Source organism: Microcoleus sp. FACHB-672 (assembly GCF_014695725.1).
Lineage (GTDB): Bacteria > Cyanobacteriota > Cyanobacteriia > Cyanobacteriales > Oscillatoriaceae > FACHB-68.
Map to the genome: position 1 here is coordinate 229781 of NZ_JACJOU010000012.1, position 16737 is coordinate 246517.

The following is a 16737-nucleotide window of genomic DNA, read 5'->3' on the forward strand; positions in this document are numbered from 1 at the left end:
GGTTGAAGCGTTCCGAAGTCAGCTTTCAAGCTAAACCTAGCGTCTGTTATCTAGTATAGAAAAGCAAGTGTGTTGGATAGCGTTGAGTCCGTCTTATGTAACGGTGTATTAGGATCATACTGAAGGAGTGCATCAACCTTCGTCGGAGTGCAAGCGCCTACTCCTTTGCCCTGTACAATCACCTGCCCAGCGCTATTGTGCTGTTATATCCAGTCCGCATAGGCAACGCTGATTTCAGCTTTTCCAGAAAAGCGGAGGTCTTCGGAGCGCTCTTGCTCGTGGCTAAGCCATAATGTGCTAACTATCATAATGACCAAAGCTCACTCCCAAACCTTATGGCAAGATGTAGTTAATTCTCTCAAGACAACTGCTGCCGCGATCAAGCGATGGGTTTTGTTGTGTCTCAATTTAAGGGTCGTCATCTGCACCCCTGTGCCTCTCCTCAGCCACCGGCTGTTTCTTAGGAATGCCGGCTTTTTTGGCTTGGATACCAGGGAAATGCTTGCACTACAAGCGTTAGGGTTCATCCGTCTGGTCGCTCGGATGGCCCGAAAAGCTCCATTCCGATTGATTGGGTTTAAAAAGATTTGAGCTTTCTCAAATCCTAAATCCGCCCGTTAAAATGTCTTTGCCCCAAAAGGCGATTTCGACTGGGAAATTTATTTAGCCTGATGAGACGATGTTAGATCTAACTGCCTCAGCAGCAGGAGAGCGGTGCATGACATCCCAAGGAAACAGTAAAACTAAAATACTGGTTGTCGATGACGAACCAGATAACCTGGATCTGCTTTACCGCACCTTCCATGAGGAATACCAAGTGCTGAGGGCAGAAAGTGGGCCGGCGGCGCTGGATATTCTCGCCACAGCCGGTGATATTGCTGTGATCATTTCCGATCAGCGGATGCCCCTGATGAGCGGAACTGAATTCCTCAGCCTCACCGCAACCCAGTATCCGGATGTGATCCGAATTATTCTCACCGGCTACACCGATGTGGAAGATTTGGTGGAAGCAATTAACTCCGGTAAGGTGTTCAAATACGTTACCAAGCCCTGGGATGCTGAACAGCTTCTAGCCCTTGTGAGACAAGCCGTAGATACTCACAATGTACTAAAAGCTCGCACACGAGAACTTTGCCGCACGCTCCGTCAAGAATCACTGCTCAATGCAGTCACCAATACTATTCGTTCTCGCACTAACTACCGGCAGATTCTCCAGACGATCGTAGAAACCGTTGGCCAAATGTTTGAGGTCAGCTGCTGCATCCTGCGTCCGGTTCATGATGACCAACTAGCAGCCGAGTCCTTTATCTATCAAAAGGATGAAAACGGCAGGAGGAGGGATGAAAAAGGCAATTCTCATTCGTCTTCTACCCTTCCTGCTTCATCCTTATCCCAGACAGTTTGGGACACCCGCGATGTCGAGGTGATGAATGATGTACTAGCAGATGAGCGGTTTAGCGAAACCGAAGAAGGCAGAGAGCGGGCCGCCATTTACCAAGCCGCAAATATTCGCTCTAGCTTAGTTGTCCCGCTATTCTGCCGGCTCGATTTTATGGCAGTGCTGGCATTGCACGAGTTCGGGACGCCGCGTGTGTGGCAGGATGACGAAGTCCAGATGGTGATCATGGTGGCCGACCAAGCTGCCTTTGCGCTGGCCCAAGCACGGGCTTACGAACAGGTACGGGCGCTAGCCAAACGCGAGGCGCTGATCAACACAATCACAACCGCAATTCGCTCCAGCCTCAACCCTCAAGACATTTTTGCCGCCATCACCCACCAGCTGGGGCAAGCCCTTCATGCGGATGGCTGCGCCCTATCTTTGTGGACGGAGGAGGATGAATATGTCCAGTGTGTGGGGTTATACGACTCGTTGCAAGACACGTACCACAAAGAGACCCTGGAAGGTTCACATCAGCCGACAAACCCATTTTACCGGCTGGGAACGTCACACTTGCCCTCAGAAAATACCCAAGTCGGTAACAACGGAGCGCCAGCGGCTTCTAGCAACGCCAAGGGCGCACAAAACTCCCCTACACCCTCATCGTTGCTGCCCCGGTCTGTCGTGCCTATTCGGGGCAATCCTGTGCTGCTCCAGCTGCTAGTGACACAACAGCCGGTGGTGGTCAGCGATCTGGAAACCAAGCCAGAACTGAATGTATTCGATATGCCGCTGAGATCGCCGGCACGGGCGCTGTTAGTGGTGCCCCTGATCTCAGACGGGCAAATCATTGGCAGTATTTCTCTGCGCCAAACTCACACAGCCAGACAGTGGGAGGCATCAGAAATTGAGCTGGCGCAGGCAGTGGCGGCGCAGGCGGCGATCGCAGTGCAGCAAGCCCGACTTTATCAAAAAACACGACAGCAGGCAGAACGACTACTGGAACTTGACCGGCTCAAAACCGAGTTTTTCCAAAATATTTCTCACGAGTTCCGCACGCCGCTGACGCTGATGATTGGGCCGCTAGAATCGGTGGTGGCCCATCAGGGAGATTTACCCTATGAGCAGGCAGCGATCGCGCTGCGAAATTCCCGTCGTTTGTTGCGACTGGTGAACCAACTGCTAGATTTACAGCGCATTGATGCCGGTCGGATGCAACCGACATTCCGCCCCTGCGATTTAGTGGATTTTGTTAACCAAACCGTGGATTCGTTCCGCCCTTATTGTGACAAAAAGGGAGTAGGGGTTTACACGCATCTGAGCGAGTGTTCCTCAGTCTACTTAGATTTAGAAAAATTCGATAAGGTACTCTACAATTTACTGTCCAATGCGATGAAGTTTACGCCGAAAGGCGGCAGTATTATTGTTACCTTGCAACGGGCTGGGGATCATTGTCTTTTGCAAGTAAAAGATACCGGCGTTGGCATTCGATCTGACCAGATTCCTCACTTGTTTGAGCGCTTCCGTCAGGCAGAAGGATCGGCAAGCCGGTCTTATGAGGGCAGCGGTTTGGGTTTGGCTTTGGTTAAAGAACTGGTTGAACTCCACGGGGGCCAAATTTCGGTTGAATCGGTTTACCGGCAAGGGGCGACTTTCACGATTTGGCTGCCAATCGGAACGGCTCACCTGCCTCCTGAACAAATCATTGAAGTGCCTACCGGGGTGCTGCCTTCTCGCGCTGCAGTCGAGTTAGCAGATGTGGAGTTTGAGCAAGAAACTCATGACTTATTAGAGTTAAATGAAGAGTTAAAAGAAGCCACTCGCAAGACTTCTGCATCGCCAACGCAACCATCCGTGCCGGCACAAGGCGGACTCCCGAAAGCTCAACAGTCGGTTTTATTTGTCGATGACAATCCTGATCTGCGTACCTATGTTTCTGGCATTCTCAAGCAAAAAGGCTATCACGTTATTCTGGCTCGCAATGGAGCGGAGGGATTCTCGCTAGCAAAAGAACAGCATCCTGACCTAATTGTGACGGATTTGATGATGCCTTTGGTGTCGGGTTTGGATATGATTCGCATGATTCGAGAAGAGGAGGGTTTAAAAGGAATCCCGATCATTTTGCTGACTGCAAAAGTTAATGAAGACACTCGTCTTGAAGGTGTGGAAGGAGGCGCGGATGGCTATTTAGCAAAGCCGTTTAATGATCGCGAACTGCTGGCATCTGTGCGAAATCTCTTGGCACTCAAGGAAAATGAGCGCCGGATACAAGAACTCAATACCTATCTAACCGAGTCTGTGTTGCGTCGGTTTTTGCCGCCTTCTATGGTGATTAAAGCGGCTGCCGGTGAACTGTTGCTCGATCTGCGCCCAGAACCCCGTTTAATCACGATTTTGTTTAGTGACATTGTGGGGTTCACCCAGTTAGCTAATACATTGCGCTCTCGCCGGGTGGCAGAAGTGCTTAATGAATATTTAGCAGAAATGACGCGAGCGGTGTTTGATAGCGGCGGTACGGTGGATAAGTTTGTGGGAGATGCTGTGATGGCTTTATTTGGCGCACCGGAGGAACTAACCCCGAATGAACAGGTGCGGCGGGCGGTGGCGGCAGCGCGGCAAATGCAGCATCATTTAGCAATCCTAAACCGGCGCTGGCAAGAGCAAGGTTTAGTAGGGGCGCAAGGTGTGGCACCTATTCAGTTCCGCTGTGGCATTCATCAGGGCACGGCTGTGGTGGGAATGTTCGGTGGGGCAGATCGAGCGGATTATACGGCGATTGGCCCTTCGGTGAATATCTCGGCACGATTGCAAGAGGCGGCAGATCCAGGGAGTATTTTGGTTTCAGCAGCAGTTGCAGATTATCTAGATGAGGAGGAAATTACAAAATTCCGCCCACTTAAATTGAAGGGAATTGATGAAACGGTTCTCACTTTTGTGGTGAATTCGCCGGAGTGAAGCGTTGAAAGTAAACTTCTGGCAAAAGGTTTTTTTAACCGCAGATAAACGCAGATAAGGTTAACTATTTAAGGCGTTCATTTGTTGGTTTTTAAAATTTTTGCAAGAGGTTAAATTCAGAAATGAGTGTTCAATTTTCAATTCTCAGTTCTTTGCGCTTGTCGTTGCAGGTGGCACTTTTGGCAACAGTTTTTGTGGCGCTCATTGGGGGACTTATCGGTTACTTATTGGCGCGGCATAATATACAAGAAAGAAGAGAAAAGAAGAAAAGGCGGTTTGGATTTCCCCCTTCTAATTTTTTGCTGTTTGTGTTTGAAGCCTTGATAACTCTACCGCTGACGTTACCCCCAACGGTTGTGGGCTTTTATTTATTAGTTTTATTTGGGCGCAATGGGTTTGTAGGCCGACCTCTTTATGCAATAACCGGCTGGAGTTTGGTTTTTACCTGGCAAGGCGCTGTAGTGGCGGCGGCGGTGATGGCACTGCCGTTGATGGTGAAAACAACGCGGGCGGCTCTGGAAAGTGTAGATCCCATTTATTTACAAGCGGCTCAAACTTTGGGCCAATCTGAATGGCAAGTTTTTTGGCGGGTTTGGCTGCCTTTGGCGTGGAAGGGTATCTTTGCAGGGATTGTTCTCAGTTTTGCGCGGGCTTTGGGGGAATTTGGCGCGACACTGATGATTGCCGGCAACATTCCAGGGGCTACACAAACGATGCCAATGGCGATTTATGAGGCTGCAACTGCCGGCAATGAGCGGCTGGCGTTGATTTTAGTGGTAATTCTCAGTTTGATTTCCTTAATGGTTGTCTCGCTCACCAATTATTTGGAACAACGCCACGCACAATAGAAAAGGAAAAGTTAACGGTTTATCATAATGGGTTTGGGATTCAAGAATAGCTCTTTTCTTTATTGGTCAAGAGTTATCTGTCATTTGTCAAGTTTTCAAAAGGACAAATGGCAACGGACAATGACAAACTCTAGAATCTAAAGCTCAATGACTTCAACTGATCCAACTGAGCCACCGAACTGGCGCAGACACACCGATCCACCGGCACTCTGGGTGGGGGTGTCTCTGGGTTCTGTTTTTGTGCATCTGCTCGTTTTCTGGTTGGCACGCTCTCTCAGCTTGCCGGTTCTTGTTAAGTCGGGGGATGAGCCAATTGCAATTGATCTGTTTGTGGAGATTCCAGAAACAGAAGCACCTAAAGCATCGCCTCAGCAAAAGGCGACGCCATCGGCACGCCCACAAGCGCCGGCAAAAGCAATTCCGGCACCAGTAAATAAATCGGCTGTTTCTTCTGCTTCAGATAACACGGCGCTGCTGCCGGCACCAGCTAAGTCGCCGACGGCTTCTAACGGGGGCGTTAATAAGCCGGCACCCACTCCAACACCAACTCCTAAGCCGGCACCCACTCCAACGCCAATTCCTAAGCCGGCAGCTACAGCGACGCCAATTCCCAAGCCGGCATCCGCACCAACGCCAGAACCGACACCCACGCCAACTCCAACACCCACGCCAACTCCAACACCCACGCCAACGCCAGAACCGACTCCCACACCCACACCCACACCAGAACCGGCTCCCACACCCACACCAGAACCGGCTCCCACACCCACGCCCACGCCAGAACCGGCTCCCACACCCACGCCTGAACCGACTCCCACACCCACGCCTGAACCGACTCCCGAACCCACACCCACGCCTGAACCGACCCCGGAACCAACTCCGGAACCCACACCCATACCCACGCCAGAACCCGAACCGACTGGGCCGGCAACCTCTAGCGAAGAGTTGCCACCCGTACCGCCGCCAAGGGACAATCCCACAGAAACAGCTCAGCAGCCGGAGACATCGGAGCCGGCAGGGGAACCGGAACCTTCAGAGGGTGACGCTGCGGGGGTTAGAGTCAGTGTTGTGGGGGTTAGCCAAGCGAACCCAGACAAGGATCTTCCTGATGCCGGTCGAGAAGCCAAACCCATGAGGTTTTCTGACGAGTTTCCTGACTTGGCCTATCCGCCGCAAATTGATAAAATCGCTCTTGGTCAGGAGGTCACCTTGTATGTGATGGTGAGTGCTGCAGGAAGACCTGAAGTCATACAGGTGCGGCAAGGCAGTCAATCACCGGCTTATGATCAGTGGGCGGAAAACCTGATGGCACAATGGGAATTTGAGCCGGCATACCAAGGCGGTCAACCCGTTGCCGGTGAGCTGGAGGTGCGGCTTAGAATTGACCCACTGTAGAACATGAAAAAAGAGTTTTTTCAAATTTTGTTCACATCTGGCAAAATCGTGATATATTTAAAAATGCGTTGGATTGCGGGCATGGTTTAATGGTAAAACCTTAGCCTTCCAAGCTAAAGACGCGGGTTCGATTCCCGCTGCCCGCTTTTAAGTAAAACCTAATAAAACCAAGGCATTCAGGCTTTACTTCCTAGGCCGGTTTCAGTCTAAATTGACATCGCATCTGCAACAGTTCTATCAACTTCCTGCCGAGCGAGGCGGTAAGCTAGAGTTTTGTCACTTCTCAGATTCGCGTTATCTCTTTTGCTGTTGCAGGTCATTGCATGAGTCAACGTCCCAGTATCTTCTCGTTTTTCTCAGGAACCGGCTTTCTCGATTTAGGGTTTGAATTGAGCGGTTACAATATCGTTTATGTCAACGAAATTCACCCACCTTTTCTAGAAGCTTACCGTTATTCTCGCGAACAGCTTAATTTGCTTGAGCCAGAATACAACTACTTTAAAGAAGATGTGATTAAACTTACCGAAGGTAAAGATAAATTACGTCTGAAAGAATTAATCCAAGATGCTCGCAAATCTAGTAATATTATTGGGTTTATCGGTGGCCCGCCTTGCCCTGATTTCTCGATAGGCGGTAAAAATAAAGGTGGAGAAGGAGAGCGTGGTAAACTTTCTGCTGCCTACATTGAATTAATTTGTCAGCAGAAACCAGACTTCTTTCTTTTCGAGAATGTTAAAGGACTGTGGCAGACCAAAAAACATCGATTGTTTTTTGACGAACTCAAATCTAAAACGCAAGAAGCCGGTTATGTTTTAACCGAACGCCTTATTAATTCGTTAGAATATGGAGTTCCGCAAGACAGAGACCGAATTATTCTTCTGGGATTTCGTGAAGAATTGATTATTGATAAAAGCAATCATATTGATCTGCAAAAAAATATTGTTGAGAGTGCTTTTCCTTGGAAAAAGTATATTAAATATTCAAAACGAGAGGTTCTGTCTTACCCTTGGTTGCAAACCAACCAATTTCAAGAAGATTCAGAACTGCCTTTTCCGGGTGGTATTCCGCAAGAGCTAACCGTTGAATATTGGTTCAAGCAAAATGATGTACTTAACCATCTAAATGCTCAACATCATTTTAAACCGAGAGCCGGTCTCAACCGATTTAAATCTGTCGAAGAAGGTGATACTTCCAAAAAATCTTACAAACGCCTTCACCGATGGCGATACTCTCCAACCGCTTGCTATGGAAATAACGAAGTTCATTTACATCCCTACAAAACCCGCAGAATTTCTGTTGCTGAGGCGCTGGCAATACAATCTTTGCCAAAAAACTTTTATCTGCCGCCTTACTTACCCTTAAACATTTTATTTAAAACCGTAGGAAATGGGGTTCCTTACTTAGCTGCACAAGCACTCGCACAGACAATTTTGGATTATTTAGAAATCAGTAAAGTCGAGCGCGTCGTAGAATTAATTTCATGAAATTCAGACTCGGCGCTCGTTATGCCGCAAAGAAGATAAAAGTATCTTTTGTTACTTCTAAATGGGTGATGATTTCAACTGTTAGATAAAAAATCAACTGTTGGCAAAAGCGGATCTTTAACAATCCCCACACCGGCAAACCCCCAGCGAGTCAGCAAACCCTTTAATTGAGAGCCGGTGATTGACTCCACGCCAAACTTATCCGCAACACCGGCACCGTGTGTATTGAGGTAGCTTAGCGCGTCAGAATGCTCTTGGAACATCAGCAAATAGCCTTTGCCGCCGCTAGTATTGGGATGAGCCGCCAAATAGCTACCGTCAGCTTTAGAACGAACTAAATAGTGAATTTGTGAAAACATAGTTCCCCCTCTTACTAAGCTTAATTCATATCTTCCAGTTTAATTCGGGGATCAGAAACTTTTAAAAGTAAATCTGCTAGCAAATTCCCTACAATTAGCATGACAGCACCCATCATCAAACTTGCCATTACTAAATACAAATCTTGATTCGTTACCGCTTGCAAAATCAGCCGGCCTAATCCGGGCCAATTAAAGAAAAATTCTGCAATAAACGCCCCGCCTAACAAGCCGGCAAACTCAAATCCTAATAATGTAATTAGAGGATTCACTGCATTTCGCAGAGCGTGTACATAAATGACTCGATTTTCGGGTAAACCCTTTGCACGAGCGGTTCGGATATAATCTTGGCGCAGTACATCTAGTAATTGTCCGCGAGTAATTCGCTGCAAGCCGGCAAAACTGGTAACACTGAGCGCGATTGTCGGTAAAATCATGTGCCAGCCAATATCTAAAACTTTCCCCAACGGCGTTAAATCCGCATAATTAATGCTAGTCATGCCGCCGACTGGAAAGAGCGGGGAAGTAACTTGAGCGAAAAATAAGAGTACCAGCGCCGTGATAAAGCTGGGAAAACCTTGCCCGATGTAGCTAATGACACGCAGGATGCGATCAGTTAGATCATTTTGCTGAACCGCGCCAATAATCCCCAGAGGAATTGCAATTGCCCAAGTCAAAAGTAACGATGAAATGGCTAGCAATAGGGTTGCCGGTATGCGCTCCCACAACAGAGATGCCACTGAGCGTTGGTAAACAAAACTCGTGCCAAAATCCCCTTGTGTAACAATTCGTCTTAACCAGCGCCCATATTGCTCCAACGGCGGCTTATCTAAGCCAAAATTAATACTTAATTGTTTGATAGTTTCCGGAGAAATCTTGGGATTTTGCCGCAGCGTATCCAAGTAATCTCCTGGTGCTAGTTGAATAATTGCAAAGCATAATGCTGATGCTAGAAACAGCGTTAAAAGTGCTTGTAACAGCCGCTTTAACACATATAAAAGCGTCTCGCTGGTGGCAAGCGCCGCCATTCCATTTGTAAAAGATTCCAGCCCCCGGCTGCCTGAAGAATGCTTAGTAGAAGTCATAAAAAAAACGATTAGATAGAGATGGAGGCAGGGGCAAAGCGGCAAAGCAACACAGAAGCATAGAAATTACCTAACCGATTTTCTCTGCTTCTACCTTTGAGTTGGCGCAGCCTTGCCCGTACCTTTAGGTGGGCGAAGCCTTGCCCCATAAGCCTTAATACTCGATTAAACTCACCACCGGCACATTTGGCAGTTTGTGACGACCGCCCAAAGCCGCTAGCTCTAAGATAAAGCCAAAACCGACCAATTCGCCGCCCGTCTGCTGCACGAGATCCGCCGTTGCCTTTGCTGTACCGCCGGTTGCCATCAGATCGTCCACAATGAGCACCCGACTGCCCGGTTCCCAGGCATCCTGATGCATTTCTAGCCGGTCTGTCCCATACTCTAGCTCATACTCGACAGCATAAATCGCCGCCGGCAACTTGCCCGGTTTCCGCACCGGCACAAAACCGGCACCCAGTTTATAAGCCATTGGCACCGCAAAAATGAAGCCTCGTGACTCCATGCCAACAATATAATCGGGTTTTAAATCGGCACATTTTTCTGACATCGTGTCGATGGTGTAGCGCAGCCCCTGTGGGTCGCGCAAGAGCGTTGTAATATCCCGAAACAAAATACCCGGTTTCGGAAAATCTGGGATGTCGCGAATCAGAGACTTCAAATCCATGAGTTGATGATTGAGGGTGAGTTTGGCATCAGTATCGTCTTGTCTGCCGGTTCGGGAACTATCCTCTAGCCTGACAGGGGTTGCGACAAAATCGTACAGCTCTTCATGGTGCGTTTGTCAAGCAATCTTGCTCCGATCCCGTACACTAGAATTTAGCACCGGCTCACCGCCAACACCCATCAAAATGCCCAGCTCTCTTATGTGCCCTTACGGATCACTGTGCAGAAATCTTGCTAAAATTGACTGTTTGTTTGTCCCCGGATTTTTAATTTCAAGTGCTGAATTTTGGTAGCACACAGATGGGTTCGCGCCACTAGTAGAAAAGGGCATCAATGTCAATAGAAAAACTTAGGTATTTTTGTTTGCAAGCCATTATAAATTTAGTCTTGATTAGTCCAGTTGACCCCCCCAGGCAGTTAGCATGAATGGTCCAGTAAGCGTAATGCAATCCAATAGTCCGCCCGAACGGTCAACCCCGCTGATTTTGGACAGTCTGCCGAACCCTCTCATCTCTGAGCTGGGCTGTCCCCGTCGCACACGGTTGCAAATAGACCTGATCTTACTGGCCATTGAAGCCTTAGATCTTAGAGGCTCTGAAGCCATCTTAGCCTTGGCCAAAGAACTGGAGATCGACGAAATTATTCAAAATCGGGTCGTCCTGTGGCGACTTCGCAGCACCAACCCGCTGAGGCGTTACAGCCAGCGGCGTCCCCTGAGTTTGGAAGAAGCCAAAGCGCTGGTAATGATTGCCTGCCACTTAGCACGTCGGATGACTGTATTAATTCGTCAGCTGCTAATGGACTACCAGCAATTGCGAGACAAGCAAGTACCACTTGAACACCATTTGCGACTGTCTGATTATTTAGAACGCTTCCGGGCGCATTTCCGCAGCCGGATGAACCCCCGCAGAGCCGGTGTTATGGTGTACAACACCGATGAAAAATTGAACCAGCTGGCTCTAGAATTGCTGGGTAAATTACTGTTTTGCACCGGCACCGCCGGAATGCAGCGATTTTGGATTAGTCTGTTTGATGGAGAGGTGGCATGACAATTCTACGCCAATACAATTTACCGAATTGCACCCTGCTCCTAGAAGGCATGAGCGAGAGCGCTTCTAGCAGCCCCTCAGACAGTCGCCCTTTGATGTCGCTTCTAATCGGTGCGGAATGCCGGTTTGCCGGTCGAGAGCAGACACTGAGCGGGGGACGGGAGTTTTTAGAAAGCTTAGTCACCGCACTCAGCCGCTACGCCCAAGAAGTTTTGAGCGGAGTGCCCCTCCCAATCGATCCGACAGCTCAGCCATCCTTGGTAGAGGTGCGAAAAATTGAAGGAAACTTGCACCGGCTGACTCTACACTCGCCGGATGGGCACAGTGTCGCGAAACCGGCATCTCCGACACACTTTGATCTGACAACCGTACAGCTGTTTGATTTGGTAGAGGCCGTCGATCAGTTTTTTGCAGACTCTCGGACGCTGCCAGAGTTGTCTCTACGCTTGACACCCGTTTCTAAGAAATCTGCCCAAACCTACAAGCCGGTAGCCCGCCGCGCCATGCCGGCAGCCATTGGGGTGTCAACTTTAGCCGCTGCAGCAATCGCGGCTTCTTTCTTTCCTATTCCCGACGTGCGACGCCCCACAGAGCCGGTGCAACAGTCGGGTTCTAGCAATAATACGTTAACCAACACCAGTGCTAATTCCAATGCCGGTGCTTCCCCCCCTTCGGCTTCAGAGTTAGAAACTGCCCTGTCAACCTTGCCGGAGATTACCGATCCCAACCAACTCGAAGGTTTGAAGTGGAAACTTTACGACCAAATTGATCGCGCTTGGAAACGCGACGACTCGTTTGGGCAGGAACTTGTTTATCGCGTTGGTGTGGGCCAAGACGGGGCACTTGTCGGCTACAAACCGGCGAACCAGGGCGCGATAGATGCAAAGGAAACGCCCTTGTCAGACTTAGTTTACATTCCCCCAGGCGGCGGTGAAGCCACGCCAGAATCTCTCGCCCAGTTCAAAGTCGTGTTGAGCGAGAAAGGGGATGTGCAAGTCAGTCCCTGGAAAGGCTACACCGCAGATCCCAGCTTACCACCAGATATTTCCGATCCTGGACAGCTAGAAGATTTGCAGGATCAGCTGTACAAGGAAATTGATCGAAATTGGAAAGACTCTCCCTCCTTTGAGCGGGAGTTAATCTATCGCGTGGGAATCACCCCAGAAGGCACCATTGTCAACTTTACGCCGCTGAATCAACCGGCCTTTGATTACGTTCGGGAAACACCCCTAGAGAAATTGCAGCAACCGGCATCGGCTGCAACCGAGGGTGCCGGTGATCAGCAACCGCTGGCTCAATTTAGAGTTGTTTTTACCCCCAGAGGGGTGCTTCAAGTCAGTCCTTGGAAAGGATTTCGTTAACCGGCAGTTCCCGCTGTCGTTTAGAGAGGGGGAGCAAAGCAAAATTTGCTTTCTCCCCCAGGTATTCCTTTACGGCTGATAGCGGATACCAGCATCTTCAAAGCGGCGCAAGGCTTCGCCAAGGCGATCACAATCCGCAATTAAACTCACGCGGACATAACCCTCCCCGCCTTGCCCAAAAGCATTGCCTGGGGTTACAACCACACCTGTCTGCTGCAATACCGTCAGCGCAAAATCCGTTGAACCGGCACCAGGGGGACACTTCACCCAGAGATACATCGTTGCCAGCGTTTTGTCAACATTCCAACCGAGTTTACCCAATCCCTCAATCAGAAAATCTCGCCGGGTTCGATAACGATTTTGCACTTCATGCAGGTAAACATCTGGCAATTGCAGGGCAGTTTCCGCAGCCGATTGAATGGCGGCAAAAATACCGTAATCCAAGTTTGTTTTTAACGTCCGCAGTCCTTGAATAATGTGCCGGTTTCCTACCACAAAGCCAACACGCCAGCCGGCCATGTTGTAAGTCTTGGACAAGGTGTGAAACTCAACCCCAATATCCTTAGCCCCCTCAATTTCCAGCAAACTCGTGGGCTGATAGCCATCAAAAGCCAGCTCAGCGTAGCACAAGTCATGGACGAGCAAGATTTCATACCGGCGGGCAAAAGCAACAATTTCCTCGAAAAATTCGCGGGGTGCGGTTGCGCCAGTGGGGTTGCTGGGATAATTGAAATACAGAATCTTGGCTTGTTCAGCCACCGAGTCAGGAATTGCGGTTACATCAATCAGCCAGCCGTTTTCCGGTTTCAGCATTAAACTGTGAACCTTGCCGCCGGCAATCACCGGCCCGCGAAAATGGGCCGGATAAGCTGGGGAGGGCACCAGCACCAAATCCCCAGGATTAATATAAGCAATGGCTAAATGAGTCAAACCTTCCTTAGAACCGAGGAGGGGCAGCGCTTCGCTATCGGGATCGAGTTCAACCCCATATCGGCGCTTATACCAATTGCTAATGCTGCGGCGGAAGCTGGCGGTGCCTTCAAAGGGAGGATAGCCATGATTGGCAGGATTTTGCATCGCCGCAATCGCCGCATCAATCACGGGTTGAGGCGTCGGGCCATCTGGATTTCCCATGCCCAAATCAATTAAATCCAGCCCCTGTTCTCGCGCCCTGGCTTTAAGTTCATCCAGTCGGGCAAACACATAGGGCGGTAATGCTTGCAGCCGATTAGCTGGCTCGATCCAATCCAACGTCATTAAATTGCCGCACTCTTCTGATTAATCAAAAAAACACTAATTTGAGAAGCGAGTTTTGAGCAAACCGATCGGCTGTCAGGTGGTTTTTGAGCCAAACATTCTCGCTCTGGGTGAAAATAGATTGGCTAAATCCGCCACGACAAAGGCTTTACTGAACTTGCCACCCAGAGCGGCGATTTGCTCTACTTTGAAGTTGCAGCGGCAGCCGGCTAAATCTTTCCGAGGATAGATTTGAGTCTGGCAAACACGCTGGATTATTAGCTTATCAGCTATCAGCGATGAGAATTAACAAAGCCCTTCTTCAATTCCCAGCAAAGTTCGTCCTGAGTCCACCGGCACGGTTGTCGAAACCATTGCCGCCATCAGCTGTTCCGGAACCACGGTAAAGGGTAGTCGGTGGATATCTGAAGCCGGCTGACAGGCAATTTCAGCCGCTTGCTGCAACTGAGTTAGGGTAATATTGGCCAAACCTAACTGGCTAAGGGTTTGCGGCAAGCCGATTTCTGTATAGAACTTTAAAAGCTGTTGCCGCGCTGATGCCGCCAACTGGTTGCCTTGAATAGTTTCTTCCAACCGCAACTGCACGAGAATGCCATAAGCGACTTTTTCGCCGTGCAAAGTGCCATGACTCGCCAGCAAATGCGTTAAACCATTGTGTACCGCATGAGCAGCCACCGTGCGACACTGAGCACCGCCAATCCCCCCAATGATGCCGGCGAGTAAAACCGTTGCATCCACAACTTCCCGCCACACTGCACCCCCCGGTTCTTGTAGGGCATCCACAGACTTTTGAAACAAGAGATCCCGCAGAACTCTGGCTTGTTGAACGGCGGCGATCAGGAGGGTTTGATCTGAGTGACCACTACTAACAGACGCTTCATACCACTTAGCAAGGGCATCACCGATGCCGGCAACTAACGTGCGCTGGGGAGCGGTTTGAATCAAGTCATAATCGAGGATTAGCAAGTCCGGGCAGCGTGCCAGGGCTACGTCATACAGAAAAGCACCTTCGTTGGAGTAAACATTGGAGAGGGCTGTCCAGGCGGCACAGGTGGCTGCTGATGTGGGGATCGTAACCACCGGCAGCCGGCAGCGATAGGCCAAGAGTTTGGCCATATCCAGTGCCTTGCCGCCACCCAAGCCAATAATCACATCGGCTTGATGGGACTTCACCGCTTCTTCCAGGGAAGCCAAGGACATCTCAGAGCAATCCGGGCTGTAAGAAGCTTGCGCCACCGCTAATTTTTGCTGTTCTAGCACTGTCAGCAGGGGCTGGCCGGCACTTGTCAGAGTGCGTTCGCCGGCCACAACTAACGGCCTAAGTCCCAAACGTGCGATTGCTTCGCCACTGAGGGCTTGGGAACCGCGAATCACTTGAGCCGGCGCAACATTCATCGAATAAAGCATCGAGACACCCTTAGAGGCGTCTGGGACGTTAGAAGCAGCGGGATGGGTCATACGGCAACGCCTTGTGGGTTGAGTAATAGGAATATCAGTCTACAAATTTTTACAGGGAGTGTGTCACACTGATCCGCTAAATGAGTGAAGTTCTTAACCTTCACTTAAGGTAAATCGGCGGGCAGCCGGTTAGCGAACGGTCGAGTGGCAGAAAAAGCACTGAAGCGTCGCTGGCGCTTTCCCACCCGCCGCCTTACCTGTCTGGCACACGACGGTGTTAACTTTTCTCTGGCTGGGGCAATTGGGCGAATTTGTCTCGGAAGATTTCAACGCTCATGTTCTCGTCGTTGCGATTATAGAGCGAACGCTTGATCTGACCGATGTAGAGCGGTTTTGACACGCCGGTTTCTGGGTGGATAATGGTGCGGGCGCGGATCGTTAACTGATTTTCATCTTTACCCAGCCGGCCTGGTGTAAACAAGTTGCTTGCCGCTTGACGCAGAGTCGCGTCAAGTTCCGACTCGGTAATGGTGGGTGGAACCGCGATCACCGCCTGAGGCCCACTGATATCGTAGACAGTGGAAAAGCGAATGGCACCGGGAATTGAGGTGCGAGTGATGGGGACGAGGGTGAGAGCAAATAAACCGGCAGTTAGCACGCCCATAAAGCCGGTGGCACCCACCAGCCGAAACCGGATGTCCCATTTAAAGACAAACGCCAGCCCAGTGAGAATGCCACAGGCTAAGGTGAGAATGGCTGCCCACTGGGTAGCGGTGATAAATTCAGCAATTGTTGGCATAGGAGTTATTTCGCGATCTGTAGTTCACTGTTCGTGAACAATAAACAATGAACAAGCTGGCAATTCAAGATTCTTTTTCGTTGGTAACAAACCCGTTGGACTCAGCATCGCCCGATGATTCGAGGGCCGCTTTGAGGGTGTGCCAGGTGAGGGTGGCGCATTTGATTCGCACGGGAAATTGTGAGACGCCTTGCATGACGTTTAACTTCCGCAACTCTTTGGGGAATTCGGCTTCGCCTTTCATCATGCCTTGAAAGCGCTGCACCATTTCTAAGGCTTCTGCAACGCCTCGCCCCCGCAAGGCATCGGCCATCAAGTCAGCAGAAGCCATTGCGATGGCGCAACCTTCTCCCTCAAATTTGACATCTTCAATGCGATCACCGGCATCGTTCAGCCGCAGGGTTAGCTCAATCGTATCGCCACAGGAAGGATTATGGCCCCGTTGCAGCCGATGTGCCGGCTCGGTTTTACCGCGATGCCGGGGTTTTTTATAGTGTTCCAGAATAACTTGCTGGTAGAGGTCGCGCAGATTGCCAAGAGACATGATGGGATGGCTCAGATGTTAACTTATCGTTACTTAGATCCTATCAGTGTCTATCGATTTGGCGGGGTAACTCTGCCCCAACAACTGAGATGCCGGTTGAATTGACCTCTAGAAGTTGCTTTTTTACTGATCGCTGATGTTGTGAATTTTTTGTCTTTCAGA

At 49.9% G+C, this 16737-nt stretch carries 15 protein-coding genes and 1 tRNA gene; 9 read left to right on the top strand and 7 right to left on the bottom strand.

The window, feature by feature from the left end:
- Nucleotides 1-309: 309 nt before the first annotated feature.
- The 6 genes from H6F56_RS07575 (at nt 310) to H6F56_RS07600 (ending at nt 8060) form a co-directional block, all read left to right on the top strand.
- Nucleotides 310-591, top strand: a complete 282-nt coding sequence (locus H6F56_RS07575; protein WP_190666399.1) for a hypothetical protein — start codon at nt 310-312, stop codon at nt 589-591.
- Between the two features lie 127 nt (nt 592-718).
- Entirely contained in the window at nt 719-4333 is a 3615-nt protein-coding gene (locus H6F56_RS07580) for a response regulator (protein ID WP_190666626.1), read from the top strand.
- A gap of 122 nt (nt 4334-4455) precedes the next feature.
- On the top strand, nt 4456-5181 hold the full coding sequence (modB, locus tag H6F56_RS07585; RefSeq protein ID WP_190666401.1) for a molybdate ABC transporter permease subunit: 726 nt from the start codon (nt 4456-4458) through the stop codon (nt 5179-5181).
- Between the two features lie 147 nt (nt 5182-5328).
- Entirely contained in the window at nt 5329-6576 is a 1248-nt protein-coding gene (locus H6F56_RS27025; RefSeq protein WP_190666403.1) for a TonB family protein, read from the top strand.
- A 75-nt stretch (nt 6577-6651) separates the two neighbouring features.
- Nucleotides 6652-6722: transfer RNA gene (locus tag H6F56_RS07595), tRNA-Gly, on the top strand.
- Between the two features lie 177 nt (nt 6723-6899).
- On the top strand, nt 6900-8060 hold the full coding sequence (locus tag H6F56_RS07600; RefSeq protein WP_190666406.1) for a DNA cytosine methyltransferase: 1161 nt from the start codon (nt 6900-6902) through the stop codon (nt 8058-8060).
- 74 nt (nt 8061-8134) lie between these two features.
- On the opposite strand, the gene H6F56_RS07605 is transcribed toward H6F56_RS07600, so the two are convergent.
- From H6F56_RS07605 to H6F56_RS07615, 3 genes are all read right to left on the bottom strand, one after another.
- Nucleotides 8135-8419 (bottom strand): hypothetical protein, encoded by a 285-nt coding sequence (locus H6F56_RS07605; protein WP_190666408.1) that lies wholly within the window; start codon nt 8417-8419, stop codon nt 8135-8137.
- Nucleotides 8420-8439: 20 nt separating this feature from the next.
- Complete coding sequence (locus H6F56_RS07610) at nt 8440-9501, bottom strand: ABC transporter permease (protein WP_190666410.1); 1062 nt, start codon at nt 9499-9501, stop codon at nt 8440-8442.
- Between the two features lie 154 nt (nt 9502-9655).
- Nucleotides 9656-10168, bottom strand: coding sequence for an adenine phosphoribosyltransferase (locus H6F56_RS07615; RefSeq protein WP_190666412.1), 513 nt, complete (start codon nt 10166-10168; stop codon nt 9656-9658).
- Between the two features lie 442 nt (nt 10169-10610).
- Here H6F56_RS07615 and H6F56_RS07620 point away from each other — a divergent pair, with 442 nt between their 5' ends.
- On the top strand, nt 10611-11216 hold the full coding sequence (locus tag H6F56_RS07620; RefSeq protein WP_242031905.1) for a DUF3038 domain-containing protein: 606 nt from the start codon (nt 10611-10613) through the stop codon (nt 11214-11216).
- Nucleotides 11213-12577 carry a DUF4335 domain-containing protein gene (locus tag H6F56_RS07625; RefSeq protein WP_190666416.1) on the top strand — a complete coding sequence of 455 codons (1365 nt, stop codon included), beginning with the start codon at nt 11213-11215 and terminating at the stop codon, nt 12575-12577. Before H6F56_RS07620 ends, H6F56_RS07625 begins: the two co-directional genes overlap by 4 nt.
- 69 nt (nt 12578-12646) lie before the next feature.
- Here the strand turns inward: H6F56_RS07625 and H6F56_RS07630 are convergent, their stop codons facing one another.
- Nucleotides 12647-13834, bottom strand: a complete 1188-nt coding sequence (locus H6F56_RS07630; protein WP_190666418.1) for an aspartate aminotransferase — start codon at nt 13832-13834, stop codon at nt 12647-12649.
- Nucleotides 13835-13889: 55 nt separating this feature from the next.
- On the opposite strand from H6F56_RS07630, the gene H6F56_RS07635 reads away from it, so the two are divergent.
- Nucleotides 13890-14063, top strand: coding sequence for a hypothetical protein (locus H6F56_RS07635; protein ID WP_190666421.1), 174 nt, complete (start codon nt 13890-13892; stop codon nt 14061-14063).
- A 56-nt stretch (nt 14064-14119) separates the two neighbouring features.
- On the opposite strand, the gene H6F56_RS07640 is transcribed toward H6F56_RS07635, so the two are convergent.
- The 3 genes from H6F56_RS07640 to sufU form a co-directional block, all read right to left on the bottom strand.
- Nucleotides 14120-15241, bottom strand: coding sequence for an iron-containing alcohol dehydrogenase family protein (locus H6F56_RS07640; protein ID WP_416360987.1), 1122 nt, complete (start codon nt 15239-15241; stop codon nt 14120-14122).
- Between the two features lie 268 nt (nt 15242-15509).
- On the bottom strand, nt 15510-16031 hold the full coding sequence (locus H6F56_RS07645; RefSeq protein ID WP_190666425.1) for a Ycf51 family protein: 522 nt from the start codon (nt 16029-16031) through the stop codon (nt 15510-15512).
- 64 nt (nt 16032-16095) lie between these two features.
- Nucleotides 16096-16575, bottom strand: coding sequence for a Fe-S cluster assembly sulfur transfer protein SufU (sufU, locus tag H6F56_RS07650; protein WP_190666427.1), 480 nt, complete (start codon nt 16573-16575; stop codon nt 16096-16098).
- Nucleotides 16576-16737: the final 162 nt, after the last annotated feature.